Origin of the sequence: Cellvibrio sp. BR (genome assembly GCF_000263355.1) — a bacterium.
Classification (GTDB): Bacteria; Pseudomonadota; Gammaproteobacteria; order Pseudomonadales; family Cellvibrionaceae; genus Cellvibrio.
Map to the genome: position 1 here is coordinate 213275 of NZ_JH668203.1, position 13041 is coordinate 226315.

11 protein-coding genes are annotated in these 13041 nt (G+C 49.7%); 4 read left to right on the forward strand and 7 right to left on the reverse strand.

Annotated features, from left to right (window positions below; translation table 11 throughout):
- Window positions 1-19 precede the first annotated feature (19 nt).
- On the reverse strand, window positions 20-1078 hold the full coding sequence (locus O59_RS14065) for an OmpA family protein (RefSeq protein WP_040392736.1): 1059 nt from the start codon (window positions 1076-1078) through the stop codon (window positions 20-22).
- A 153-nt stretch (window positions 1079-1231) separates the two neighbouring features.
- On the opposite strand from O59_RS14065, the gene pyrC reads away from it, so the two are divergent.
- The 3 genes from pyrC (at window position 1232) to O59_RS14080 (ending at window position 4136) form a co-directional block, all read left to right on the forward strand.
- Window positions 1232-2296 (forward strand): dihydroorotase, encoded by a 1065-nt coding sequence (gene pyrC / locus O59_RS14070; protein WP_007643887.1) that lies wholly within the window; start codon window positions 1232-1234, stop codon window positions 2294-2296.
- A gap of 9 nt (window positions 2297-2305) precedes the next feature.
- A complete protein-coding gene (rnt, locus tag O59_RS14075) occupies window positions 2306-2968 on the forward strand; it encodes a ribonuclease T (protein WP_007643888.1) in 663 nt (220 codons plus the stop codon).
- A 124-nt stretch (window positions 2969-3092) separates the two neighbouring features.
- Complete coding sequence (locus O59_RS14080) at window positions 3093-4136, forward strand: catalase family peroxidase (RefSeq protein WP_007643889.1); 1044 nt, start codon at window positions 3093-3095, stop codon at window positions 4134-4136.
- Between the two features lie 29 nt (window positions 4137-4165).
- Here O59_RS14080 and O59_RS14085 read toward each other — a convergent pair whose 3' ends face one another.
- Complete coding sequence (locus O59_RS14085) at window positions 4166-4642, reverse strand: MaoC/PaaZ C-terminal domain-containing protein (protein ID WP_007643890.1); 477 nt, start codon at window positions 4640-4642, stop codon at window positions 4166-4168.
- Window positions 4643-4819: 177 nt separating this feature from the next.
- Here O59_RS14085 and O59_RS14090 point away from each other — a divergent pair, with 177 nt between their 5' ends.
- Window positions 4820-5641 carry a universal stress protein gene (locus O59_RS14090; RefSeq protein WP_007643891.1) on the forward strand — a complete coding sequence of 274 codons (822 nt, stop codon included), beginning with the start codon at window positions 4820-4822 and terminating at the stop codon, window positions 5639-5641.
- A 144-nt stretch (window positions 5642-5785) separates the two neighbouring features.
- On the opposite strand, the gene O59_RS14095 is transcribed toward O59_RS14090, so the two are convergent.
- The 5 genes from O59_RS14095 to O59_RS14120 form a co-directional block, all read right to left on the reverse strand.
- On the reverse strand, window positions 5786-7564 hold the full coding sequence (locus O59_RS14095; RefSeq protein ID WP_007643892.1) for a glycosyl hydrolase family 18 protein: 1779 nt from the start codon (window positions 7562-7564) through the stop codon (window positions 5786-5788).
- A 700-nt stretch (window positions 7565-8264) separates the two neighbouring features.
- Window positions 8265-9071, reverse strand: coding sequence for a co-chaperone DjlA (djlA, locus tag O59_RS14105; RefSeq protein WP_007643895.1), 807 nt, complete (start codon window positions 9069-9071; stop codon window positions 8265-8267).
- A 71-nt stretch (window positions 9072-9142) separates the two neighbouring features.
- Window positions 9143-10762 (reverse strand): YdiU family protein, encoded by a 1620-nt coding sequence (locus O59_RS14110; RefSeq protein ID WP_040392737.1) that lies wholly within the window; start codon window positions 10760-10762, stop codon window positions 9143-9145.
- Window positions 10763-10863: 101 nt separating this feature from the next.
- On the reverse strand, window positions 10864-11247 hold the full coding sequence (gene gloA, locus O59_RS14115) for a lactoylglutathione lyase (RefSeq protein WP_007643897.1): 384 nt from the start codon (window positions 11245-11247) through the stop codon (window positions 10864-10866).
- Between the two features lie 32 nt (window positions 11248-11279).
- Window positions 11280-13010 (reverse strand): hypothetical protein, encoded by a 1731-nt coding sequence (locus O59_RS14120; protein ID WP_007643898.1) that lies wholly within the window; start codon window positions 13008-13010, stop codon window positions 11280-11282.
- Window positions 13011-13041 lie beyond the last annotated feature (31 nt).

The following is a 13041-nucleotide window of genomic DNA, read 5'->3' on the forward strand; positions in this document are numbered from 1 at the left end:
GCAGCGAGGTGAGGAAAAATTACAGATCGGGCTGTTTGCCGTTATTGAGGTTTTGCTGCTCCACCAACTCTTCCAGCTGACTGGTAGTGACGGACGACGCCCCACTCGCCGCTTGTTTTTCCGCCTCCGCTGCCGCTTTTGCTGCCTGTTCTGCAGCGACTTTTTCCTCCGCTGCTTTTCGTGCAGCAACACGACGCTCCATGTCCTTGCGGGTAGATTCATTTTCAAGGCGCAGGGTGATGCGGCGATTTTTCGCTTGACCTACCTTGTGTTGATTATCGGCAATCGGAAACTGATCGCCGTGCCAGCGTGTGGTGATGGATGCGGCGGGCAAGCCTTTATCAATTAAATAATCAGTCACTAATTCCGCTTGCTGTTGCGACAACTGCTCTGCCGCTTCAGCAGTTTCACGCCTGTCGCTATGCGCATCCACCAAAATACCCAGAACTTTATTGTCGGCTTTAGTGTAACGCACAATTTTGTCCAATTGAGCTTTGGCTGCAGAGCTTAAGGTTGATGCATCGCCCGCGTAATAAATTACCGTACGCGACAGCTGACCAAAAGTATAAGGAATTAAATTGGCAAGGCAGCGCTTATAAGTGGTGTAGCTGGCGGCAAAATTGCGCGCATCAACTATCACCCGCACACTGGTGCCATCCTCATTGGTGCCGGCGCTGCTGAATACCAGATTGGTACCACTTTCGAGTGAAGCAACCATAGTCTTGAGCTGCTCCGCATTTAATCGTACTGGCGTTGTTTGCACGGTAAACAGGGTTTGCGGTGCAACATCGCTACGCCACAAGGGTGGCACTGATTCCAGTTTTACTGCACCCGCAGGAAAGCCTTTTTTAACGCCACGAAACTCAAAAAAACCGGCTGACCCGGCGTTTTGGCCAAAATAAGCGGTGCCAAAAGCGGGAATGTCATGACTGAGACTGCAAGCAAAGGGACCTGACTTGGTACTCCACTCGGCATCCGCAAAGCCAGAGGCATAAGTCTGCGCCTGGCTGAAAGCTGCAGCCAAGGAAGACAAAACGACAAAAACAGCGAGGGTCGTGCATCTGGAGAACAAAAACATGCAATCTCAGCTCAAGCAAAGGGACAGTGTTTGCAGTATAGCCAGCAAGCTACCAATTGCCGATCAGAATTAGGGCTGCGGAGATATGCCGTTTTTGGTAGCATGCGGCCACTTTTCTGCTGTTTATTGCTCACCGCTAGGGAATCACCACTCATGACCCAAACACTGACGCTCACCCGCCCCGACGATTGGCACATTCACTTGCGCGATGGCGCTGCACTGGGCCGCACAGTAGGCGATGCCGCCGGGCAATTTGCGCGGGCGATAGTGATGCCCAATCTGGTGCCACCGGTAATGAATGCGGAGCAAGCGCTGGATTACAAAGCGCGTATTTTGGCAGCACGCCCAGCCGGGAGTCATTTTGAGCCGCTGATGGTGCTCTACCTCACCGACAATACTGACCCAGCCGAAATCGCGCGCGCCAAAGCGGCGGGCGTAAAAGCCTGCAAACTCTACCCTGCTGGCGCCACCACCAATTCGGCCTCGGGTGTGACGGATTTAAACAAGATTTACCCGGTGCTGGAGGCCATGCAAAAAGAAGGTATGCACTTTTTATTGCACGGCGAAGTGACCGACAGTGCAATTGATATTTTTGATCGCGAAAAAGTATTTTTGGATCGCACTTTTAGCCAGGTAGTGCGCGACTTTCCTGCGTTGAAGATGGTGCTGGAGCACATTACCACCGCCGATGCTGCGGAATTTGTTGCCGCCGCCCCCGCCAATGTTGCGGCGACCATCACCGCACATCACTTGCTCTACAATCGCAACCACATGCTCGCCGGTGGTATTCGCCCGCATTATTACTGTCTGCCGATTTTGAAACGCGGCACCCACCAGCAAGCGCTGATCAAAGCCGCTACCAGTGGCAGCCCGAAATTCTTTTTGGGAACCGATTCGGCTCCGCACGCCAAAGACAAAAAAGAAGCCGCCTGTGGTTGCGCCGGCAGCTACACCGCGTTTGCCGCGATCGAACTTTATGCCGAAGCCTTTGAAGATGCAGGCGCACTCGACAAACTGGAAGGTTTTGCCAGCCATTTTGGCGCAGACTTTTACAACTTGCCGCGCAACAGCGACAAGATCACGCTGGCAAAACAAGACTGGCAAGTACCCGATAGCCTGATCATGGGCGACCAACCACTGGTGCCGCTGCGCGCCGGTGAAACCCTGCGCTGGAAACTCCAATCCGGCACGACTACCAGCCAGTTGCACACGGCTTAAGGCGATACAGTGAATCCACCTGAAAACTCTCGCGACCCCGACTCTCCACTGGCACAGCGCTTTCGCGGCTTTTTGCCCGTGATTGTGGATGTAGAAACCGGCGGTTTTAACGCCCAGAGCGATGCCCTGCTGGAAATTGCTGCTGTCACTATCCGTATGGATCAGGATGGTTTTTTACATCGCCACGAAACCTTCTCTTTCCATGTTGAGCCCTTTGAAGGTGCCAACATTGAGCAGGCGGCGCTGGATTTTACCGGCATTGATCTGGACAGCCCCGACCGCATGGCAGAACCGGAATTAATGGTGATGACCGACTTGCTTGCCGCCGTGCGCCGTGCAGTCAAAGAAAACGGTTGCACCCGCGCCGTGATTGTCGGCCACAACGCACATTTTGATTTGAACTTTGTAAATGCCGCGGTGGATCGTTGTCACATAAAACGCAGTCCATTCCACCCTTTCTCGGTGTTCGACACAGCTACCCTTGCCGGTCTCGCCTTTGGCCAAACCGTTCTGGCCAAGGCCTGTAAAGCAGCGGGATTAGAATTCAGTAACAGCGCCGCTCATTCCGCCGCGTACGATGCCGAAAAAACTGCTGATTTATTTTGCTTGATAGCAAACCGGTGGAAAGAGCTGGGAGGTTGGAACCCGGGACTGGATGAGGAGGATGAATAGTCGCAAATCGCGCAGATATTGCCCCCGGTAAGTAAAGAAAATTAAACACACTGGCCTCACCTGATCGAGGCCAGCTAGTGTCGCGTAATGAGCACATGCCATCACTAACGCCGGAAACCTGCCTATGTACAACCGCTCAAATCACTTCGCACGCCTCACCAATCAACACTGCAATCACCTACTAGTCAGCACCCTTATCGCCCTGAGTGCGGGTCTGGCCTTTGCCGCGGAACCGGCCACCGCACCGGCAACTGTAGGACCGCAAGAGCTGATCCAAACATTTGAGGCCGTTTCAGGCGTTCACAAAGGCGTGAGGCGAGGTCACGCCAAGGGCTTTTGTGCAAAAGGCGCTTTTACGGGGTTAGCGGGAGCAAATACATACTCCACATCGCCGATTTTTAATGGCAAAACACATCCCGTAACAGTGCGCTTCTCTCTGGGCGGTGGCAATCCCGCCGCCAGTGACTCTGCCCGTGGCCCTAGGGGTATGGCACTGCAAATCAAATTACCTGATGGCCAATCGCACAATATGGCCATGCTAAGCACCCCCATGTTTCCAGCCAAAAACCCTGCAGTATTTAACGGCCTGCTGCAAACCTTTATTCCTGACCCCAAAACTGGCAAACCTGACCCGGCCAAAACCGCAGCCTATCGCGCAGCAAACCCGGATACCCAGGCCCAAGCTGCATGGCTTGCAAGCCACAATCCCTCGTGGAGCTATGGATCAACTAGTTATTACGGTATTCACACCTTCTTTTTTACTGGTAGCGACTCACAGCGCCACAAGGTGCGCTGGCAATTTACGCCAACAGCAGGTGAAAGATTGCTGAGTGATGACGCACTCGCCAGCGCCGGTACTGACTTTTTGATGAACAACCTGCGCGAACAACTCACGCAGGGGGCCGTCGGCTGGGATATGGAGATCAGTTTGGGAGAGGCAAGCGATAGCGAAGTTGATCCCTCGCAAACCTGGCCCGACACGCGCACCAAAGTCAAAGTGGCGCGATTGGAGATCAGCGCTGCTGATGCCAATGATAGAGATTGTGATGGCGTAAACTTTGACCCCAACCGAGTGACCGCAGGGGTAACGCCGAGTGCAGATCCAGTGCTGCAAATGCGCTCGGCAGCCTATGCCATTTCATTTGGAAAACGCCTAAGCGGTCAATAAACCGGCAAAAGCCTGTCGAGGTCGGATAATCAAGTGCCGAGCTGAATCTCGGGTACATGCCCCGGCGCCAGCGATTGCTTTAACGCTGGCGCTATGACTTCGGCAACACCCTTGGCGATTAATTTTCCGTCCTGATTGTGCGCCTCGCAGTCCAGCGTCACTAACTTAATCTTTTCTTTTATTTCCGCTACCGTGAGAGTTACCGTCACCGTATCGCCAATTTTTACCGGGTGTTTAAAGCTCAAACTTTGGCTGCGATACACGGAACCAGGGCCAGGCAAGCGGGTTGCAATGGCTGCAGAAACCAAGGCACCTGTCCACATTCCATGGCCAATTGGCTCACCAAACTGGGTGGTCGCAGCATAGGTTTTATCCAGATGCACAGGATTTACATCACCGGAACAGGCGGCGAACAGAATTACATCGCGCTCAGTTAAGGTCTTGCTGTAGGTCGCTGTCTGGCCAATAGCGATCGCATCGATTGGGTGGTTTTCAAGCAAATTCATAGTCTTATCCAAAGCGCCGTGTAAAAAAGGCGTACAGTTTAATCCATATCAACTTTATTTAACCGCTATCGCCTGTAGCAGGTGGCTTTCGCGCTGTAAAAACCCCATGGGGGTTGCTATGCTAGCCCCAACGAAAAAATAACAACCTAACTTTTTAGGGAACCAGTAGGAGCCAGTATGTCAAAGTCACAAAAGCTGTTTGTTGTTGTTGACCCCAACGACACCCATCACATCGCACTTGAGCGCGCCATTATTGTTTCTTCCTTAATCCAAGGCACCAAGCCCAAGGTTCACGCCTTTGTCGCTGTGGATGGCGATGCGGTAGATACTCGCTCCGTTAACGATAACCTGTTCCGCGACCTGACCTGGTTCGAACAAAACATCAAGAGCCCGCTGGCCAATGCCGGTATCGAGTACACATTGGAAGTCTCATGGTCGAGCGAGTGGCAAAAATCCATCATGGAATCCGCCAAACGTTTTGATGCCGATTTGATTTACCTGCCAGTACACGCCAAAACCAACAACAGCCGCTTCAGTTTCTCTGAATCCAAGTGGGAACTGTTAAAAGGCGCATACTGCCCTGTGGTATTGATCCGTCCGGGCGCAAAAGCACAGCGTAAAGTGATTCTTGCTGCCGTGAATATGCAAGCACAGCGCGATGTACAAATTGAGCTGAACAAAAAAATCATTGAACAAGCCAAATTCTATGCGGATACCTACGGCGCCGATTTGCACGTCATCAATGGTTATCTGGACTCGCTGAGCTACCCGGATCGCGGCCGTCTGGTTGCACTGACTGGTTTGCCCAACGACAAGATCCATGTGGAAAATGGTTATACCTCTGATGTAGTGTCTGCCCTGGCAGAAGAAATCAGCGCTGACCTGATTGTAATGGGTACTCTGGGTCAAAATGGTATGACCAAAACCCGTCGCGGTAATACCGCCGAGCGCTTGATCGCCGCTGTTGATACCGATGTGATGGTTATCAACCACGGCTAAGTTTTATCCGCTTAATAAAAAACCCGATTATCAAAAGATAATCGGGTTTTTTATTGGCAAGAGATAATCACACTATTATTTTAGCCTCATAAAAATGGCAACCACACCGGCCGCCATTTTTCAATTACATGGACTCGATCAGGATTAGTGCATTGATTCGCCAATCACATTGATCAATTCACCATTACTGGTATCACCACTTAATTCCCAGAAGAAAGTACCGCCCAGGTTTTGTTGATGTACATAGTCCATTTTACCGACCATGGTTTGCGGGGTGTCGTAACTCCACCAATTGCCACCACAGAAAGCGTATGCGGTGCCACCAATAATTCCCGTCGCCGGGCAGGTATTTTTCAATACTTTGTAGTCTTCAATGCCCGCCTCATAACTACCGGTTGCCGCACCAGTCGCTGCACCACCGGGAGCTGCCTGGGTTACCCCAGACCAGCCGCGGCCATAAAAACCTACACCCAACAGAATCTTACTGGCAGGAATACCTTTGGCTTTTAGCAATTGTACTGCCGCGTCCGAGTAGAACTCCGCGGCGGGAATACCAGAGTAACCATAGAGCGCTGAATGCGGGGCAGTTGGCCCTTTAGCCGCAAATGCGCCGAAATAGTCATAGGTCATGGGCATGATGAAATCCAGGTATTGCGCAGCACCGGCATAATCAGCGGCGTTGATTTTTGAAGGCGCTGCCCCAATTGCGGAGGTGACCAGTGCATTGGCACCAAACCGGGTACGCAGTGCCTGAATCAGGTTTTTGTAGGCCGAGAAACCGCTGGTATCGCAGGTCAGACCGCAGTCATTGGGGTATTCCCAATCTATGTCGATACCATCAAATACATCAGCCCAACGTGGATCTTCCACCAGGTTGTAGCAAGAATTGGCGAATGCAGTTGGGTTAGCGGCTGCTTGACCAAAACCACCAGACCAGGTCCAGCCACCGAATGACCAGATAACCTTAATGTTGGGATAGGCTTTTTTCAGTTTACGCAGCTGGTTGAAGCTACCGCGCAAGGGTTGGTCCCAGGTATCCGCAACACCATCAACACTCAAATTGGCGTCGTAGGCGCGCTCATAATCCGCGTAAGCGTCACCAATTACGCACTGGCCATTCTGCACATTACCGAACGCGTACAGAATATGGGTGAGTTGTGCCGCTGAACCACTAGTCGCAATATTTTTCACATGGTAGTTCCGGGCATAAGTCCCCCACTGTGCAAAATAGCCCACTACTTTTTTACCGCCCGCTGAGCCTACTGAACTGCTTGAAACGCTGGATGCAATAGAGCTAGCCACAGAGCTGGAGGATGACGTAGTGATTGAACTTGCTACAGACGAGCTACCCACAGAACTGGTCACCGACGAGGCAGAAGACGTTGAGCACTGACCTTTGTTTGCCCATACACCATCCGCTGAGGAATTTGTTACAGGGTCCTGGCCTTGAGTCCACCACTTGGCTTGATACTTGACGCCATTGCGCGATACCTCGTTGCCACCGGTATAAACCGCCGTGCTATTCCAGGCAGATAAACCCGCACAACCGGCAACCGACGTTACTGATGAGGCAACCGAGGACACCTGACTCACTGCAGAGCTGGCGACTGAACTTGGCGCCACGCTGGATACCGATGAAGAGCTTTCAGTACCACCAGAACAAGCACCCAGACCGCTCCAGGCATTTGTCCATGCCCAACCAGTTCCCGGGGCATAGGGGCCACCGACCGTGCACCAACCACCAACAGTACACGAATATGCACTGCCACCATTTTGTACTACAGCACCCGTTGCGTAGGTACTGCCCGCTTGATAAGGCGCCACACCTGCGCAGTTATACGCCTGTGCCTGAGCAGCAAACAGACCTGCGGTTGATAGCAACCCGACAGTTGATAATAGTTTTAATACCTTAGGGGATTTCATTGACACTTTCCTCAGCATAATTTTTTTATTACGCCGTTTGGTAATTACTGCCCTACCAAACGGACGCCCGATATACCCTCACAGTGATGCGCTCAACACTTATTGCGATGCACACTAAAAACCACATCAGCAAAAAGTCGCGCTCCTTGTAGTATTTTTTCGTCCGCTAACAGCATCCTGCACACCCTCGTCCGCACCAATTTCACTCACAAAAAACGCCCTAAAATGCGCTTTTTATGGGCAAAACAATTCCTTCAGGCGATAACAAACCCTGAGCAAAATCTCAAAAACAGAAAATAAAATTTGGAGAAAAACGCGCCCAACCCTGTAAAAAAAACAGAGCAAAAAAAACAGCACAGAAACAGCAAAAAAACAAACGAACTACAGCTGAAAATAACAGCAGGTTTTTTTAAAACCTGTGTTTTTTATCGATCCCTGGTTTTCTACCTCATTGTTATCGTTGTTATAGCAATAGCAAAACCAACATAAGCTCGAAAAATACACCCAACAGGACAACGTTGTCAACAGGTTGTCATAAAGTTGTTTTATGAATCACAGTTTTATTGGCTGCAGGATTTTGAATGGAAGACTAGGCAGAATGCAGCGATCGTCACTGCTTATAATTTTTGCGCGGAATGAATCACAAAAATAACGGTTACATCCCACAAGAGGCTATAACCGTTTGCAAAGGAATAGAAAATTACTGGCGGGATTTTTTAATCAGATCGTAAGCAGCTTGTATTTCCTGGGAGCGCTCGGTAGCGGCTTTGATCATATCTTCAGGCATGCCCTGCCCGATAAGTTTGTCGGGGTGGTACTCACTCATTAATTTACGATAGGCTTTTTTTAATTCCGCATCACTCGCGCTTTTATCAACTCCCAAGGCTTGATACGCGAGCGTTAGCTCATCGCCACGCACTGCTTCACCGTAGCTGCCACGTTCACGATTAAATGCATCCTGCGCATTTAACATTCTCAATAATTGCTCAAAAGCAAAACGCGAAAAACCAATGCGCTCGGCTAATTGACGTAACACCTGCACTTCTTGTTCATCAAGCACACCATCCGCCATGGCCAAATTCACCAAATTGACCAATAACATGTTATTCAAGTTAGGGCTTACACCGCAGACCTGTTTAAATTCGGCAACTGTCGCATCAAAATCAAAACCGGCTGCGGCCCCCTGTTTAAATAAACGAATGGCTTCGCGACGATGCTCCGGCGTCAGGCCCATTTTTACCATCAACGCTTCTGTTAGTTGCACTTCCGTTTCACTGACTCGACCATCCGATTTGGCAAGGTGACCGAGCAGTAAAAAGACACTATTAAAAAAAGTGGTTTGAATGTGTTCGCGTTGCTGCGCAGTGAGGTTCGGTGTACTTTTATAGCGCCGCCACAACAGAAACACCGCACCGAACACAGCGCCCAGTAATACCCCAACCAAACCAACCAGCAGCAAAATGCCACGTAACACTATGCGCAACACCGCGCCCAATACTTTAATCATGTTTCTCTCGCGAGGGTTAAAAGGAATTATATAAATAGGGAGTTTGCAGTGCGGCTTTTTGAATTGCAGTGTTACGAACTGCAAGACAGCATGGAACAACCGGCCTTGTGCCGCGCCCACTCAGGTCTCTTGGCATAATAGGATTCAAATTCAGGCTGCTCAGCGTAGGGGTTGCGCAACAGCTGTAACAATCGCTCAATTTCAGAGGCATCACCAAGGGTCGCCTTATCGATTGCCTGCTGTGCCAAATAATTGCGCAACACATATTTGGGATTTGTGCGATTCATGAGTGCGCGCCGCGCTTCGTCCGACACATTATGTAACACCGCATCCTGCTGTAAACGCTGCCCATACGCACGCAACCAACTGATCATCGTGCTTTTGGCATCCCTAGTCGGCTCTTGATAATAGGCGAATGCCACTTTATCAAACCATTGTTGATCGCTGTACTGATCAATGTCATCCACTGAATATTGCGCAAGCTGGCGATAAAAAATTGTCATATCAATTTCTGCGGATTGCAGCGCGAGCAATAAATTGTCTGTTAGAGTTTCGTCCTGTGCGGGGTCAAATTGATATAAACCTAATTTGCTCGCCATGTCGCGCTGGGCACAGCGCTCATACTCAATACGGTATTGCTCTAATGCAATTTGCAAAGGTTCGACAGCATTGATGAGCGGATAAATAGCATTGGCCAATTGCGTTAAATTCCACAGCGCAATCCGCGGTTGATTGCCAAAGCGATAACGGCGACCTTGCGCATCGGTAGTATTGGGAGTCCAATCGGGGTCATAACCTTCCAGCCAACCGTAAGGGCCGTAATCAATCGTCAATCCAAGAATCGACATATTGTCTGTATTCATCACACCATGAACAAATCCAACGCGCATCCAGTGCGCGATCAATTGCGCTGTAGCAATACAGACTTCAGTAAACCACTGCACATATATATCGACACCAATGTCATTATTTTTGGCAGACAATAAATGCGGAAAATCGGTGCGGATGGTGAAATCTGCCAAACGTTTTAATAATTGATTGTCACCGCGTGCGGATAAAATTTCAAAATTACCAAAGCGGGTAAAACTGGGCGCAACACGACATACAATCGCACCCTGCTCAAATTCAGGGTTGCCGTCATAAAACATATCGCGCCTGACTTTTTCACCAGTAGTCACCAAACTGAGTGCACGGGTGGTGGGAACACCCAAGTGAAACATAGCTTCACTGCATAAAAATTCGCGCACCGATGAGCGTAATACTGCCAAGCCATCCGCACTGCGCGAGTAAGGTGTGGGGCCAGCGCCTTTTAATTGCAGTGTCCAGTGCTCGCCTTTGCTATTGATCACTTCACCCAAATTAATCGCGCGCCCATCGCCCAACTGCCCTGCCCAATTCCCAAATTGATGACCACCGTAGCAACAGGCGTGAGGCTCCATCCCAGCGAGCAATTGATTGCCCGCAAATACCTGCGCGAATTCCGCTTGTTGAAATATAGCGGCAGGCAAATCTACTAACGCTGCCACTTCTGCTGCGCCCGCCAGAAGTTGCGGATTAGTTACCGATGTAGGATTTACTCGCGAATAAATGGCGCCAACAACCTGACGACGAAAATTTTCAGTTTCCGGATCAGCGGGTAATTGATGCACCAGACGATTATCGAACAGTAGATCATGCAGGGAAGATTTCATAAGGGTTTACGCAAGAAGCGCCCGGCTCCAGACAATAATTAATTTAAAAAATGAGATTAAAACCGAAGCGAAACTTGATGTAGCGAGTGATAAAAAAATAATTACTTTATGCCAAGTAATTCAATTTTGTAGCCATCCGGGTCTTCAACAAACGCGAGGATTGTTGTGCCGTGCATCATGGGGCCCGGTTCACGCACAATTTTTCCACCGCTCGCACGGATTTTGTCGCAAGTGGCATAAACATCATCACACCCTAAAGCAATATGACCGTAGCCCTTACCCAGATCATAACTTTCCACACCATAGTTATAGGTTAGCTCGATCACGCTATTGTTTGCTTCATCGCCATAACCAACAAACGCAAGGGTAAATTTTCCTTCCGGATAATCATGCTGACGCAATAATTTCATGCCCAACACTTGAGTATAAAAGTCGATTGATTTTTGCAAGTTACCCACTCGCAACATGGTGTGAAGAATACGCATCAGATTACCTTTTCATAAACGACATAAAAATGTTAAAAGCGTTGCTTCGCACCGATGGTAATTTGATATTTGCCCAAACCTTCGCGCGCGGTAGTGGGGGTCGCCACATCAATATGCACAACGTTCCCAATACGCACTTTGCTGGAACTTAAACGCAGACCAAAACCGACATTGCTCAGCAGCGGGCTGTAACCATATTGTTCAATGCCCCACGCCTTGCCCATATCAAAAAACACCACGGTGCCGACCCGCATCAGGTTGAAAATGTGGAGATCTGAGAAGTAGCGATGCTCCACGGTAAACACATAGCTTTCATTGCCGCGCTGGTAGTCGGTGGGATAGCCGCGCAAGCCCGTAATATCACCCAAGGTTATCTCTTCGTATTGGGCGAGATCCTGCCCCAGATCGTAACGAAGGCCCATGTACCAACGGCGCTTTTCATCCTGAAAGTAGTTGTAGTTAACATTGAAGCTGACAATGGTTGTATTGACGTCATCCAAACTCGAATAGTGGCGACCGTCCAGAGTAAGGCCAGCTTCCAGGATGTGATGTTTACTCACCTCCATCACGTTGGTGTAAGTGCCTATATAGCGAATGACATCAGCACTATTATCTAGTGTGCGGCCGCCATAACCTACACGCATGGTCATATTTTGCCCGAGTGCAATATCTTCCGGGCGCTGGATTTGGTTTACGTTTTTGAAGACACCGAAACGATTTTCCAGAAATTGGTATTCAACCCAGGGGTAAACCGCTTTGCGTTGTTCGGGGATAGCCTGCAGGGTTTCAGGCGAGGGATAAAAGTTATCTTCCTCGTTAGAAAAACCCACCAACCAGCGCTGGGTATAGTTGGTGCTTATATCACTCGCAATACCAAAATAAACCTGATTGTTCATGGTTTGGTGTTGGAATTCGTTGATCTCGACATCCATATGTCGGATGGTTTCTTCGAGTGTTACATCCTGGGTATAAAAACCAGCAGACCACGGACTCTTCAGTGAATAGAAAGGGCGAGAGACATCGATGATGGTATCGCGGCCATCACTGGTATCGGCGTAATAAAACTTGACTGCAATTTGGGAATTGAAGATATGCGGGTTGCGGAAGTCGTAATTCACTAAATTGCGCTGGGCGTTTTCTTCATAGCCCACAGTAAGACTATTGCCCGACCCCAGAATGTTGCCGTCGGAAATAGCAAAACCCGAGTTGGTTCCCTCGGACTCCTTACTGACCGAAAATTGCGGCTCTAATGCCCAGGCGTCTTGAGTGACGACCACCAAATCGACCTGCTCATCGCACACACTGAGCGGCAAAATATAAGCATTGGTTAAGTAGGGGCGCTTGCGCAGAATACGCTCGCTCTCTTGTACCTGCGATACATCCAAAGGCTGCCCCTCTTCAAAGAGCAGCTGCGCCTCAATTACATGAGGGCGTGTATTGACGTGTAGTTTATTCAGGAAGAGATAGAGGCTGTTATTTTCACGCGGGTCATCCTTATCAAAAATCGACAGGCTGTTGTATTGAATATGGCGAATCCGCTTGCCTTCCATGCCGGCAAATACATTCGTTTCGACACGGGCATGGGCATCGGTAATAGCAAGTTTTTTAGCGCGACTTGAATCAAATGGTACACAGCTGGAATCATCTGCCATAGCAGGCTTATCCGCTTCTGCACTGGCAGCCACTGATAAGGTGGCCAATACCGCCAAGCACCAACATCCAGTTGTACTCAATAACCCTTTACCCGGGGTTTTGCTCATCATAGTGTCTCAGACGCTCGCTTTAGATGACGAC

What these genes read in the sequence shown, in the direction of transcription:
- gloA (WP_007643897.1), bottom strand. Translation starts at nt 11,247, where the DNA reads ATGCGTATTCTTCACACCATGTTGCGAGTGGGTAACTTGCAAAAATCA.
- O59_RS14065 (WP_040392736.1), bottom strand. Translation starts at nt 1,078, where the DNA reads ATGTTTTTGTTCTCCAGATGCACGACCCTCGCTGTTTTTGTCGTTTTG.
- pyrC (WP_007643887.1), top strand. Translation starts at nt 1,232, where the DNA reads ATGACCCAAACACTGACGCTCACCCGCCCCGACGATTGGCACATTCAC.
- O59_RS14110 (WP_040392737.1), bottom strand. Translation starts at nt 10,762, where the DNA reads ATGAAATCTTCCCTGCATGATCTACTGTTCGATAATCGTCTGGTGCAT.
- O59_RS14085 (WP_007643890.1), bottom strand. Translation starts at nt 4,642, where the DNA reads ATGAATTTGCTTGAAAACCACCCAATCGATGCGATCGCTATTGGCCAG.
- O59_RS14080 (WP_007643889.1), top strand. Translation starts at nt 3,093, where the DNA reads ATGTACAACCGCTCAAATCACTTCGCACGCCTCACCAATCAACACTGC.
- djlA (WP_007643895.1), bottom strand. Translation starts at nt 9,071, where the DNA reads ATGATTAAAGTATTGGGCGCGGTGTTGCGCATAGTGTTACGTGGCATT.
- O59_RS14095 (WP_007643892.1), bottom strand. Translation starts at nt 7,564, where the DNA reads ATGAAATCCCCTAAGGTATTAAAACTATTATCAACTGTCGGGTTGCTA.
- O59_RS14090 (WP_007643891.1), top strand. Translation starts at nt 4,820, where the DNA reads ATGTCAAAGTCACAAAAGCTGTTTGTTGTTGTTGACCCCAACGACACC.
- O59_RS14120 (WP_007643898.1), bottom strand. Translation starts at nt 13,010, where the DNA reads ATGATGAGCAAAACCCCGGGTAAAGGGTTATTGAGTACAACTGGATGT.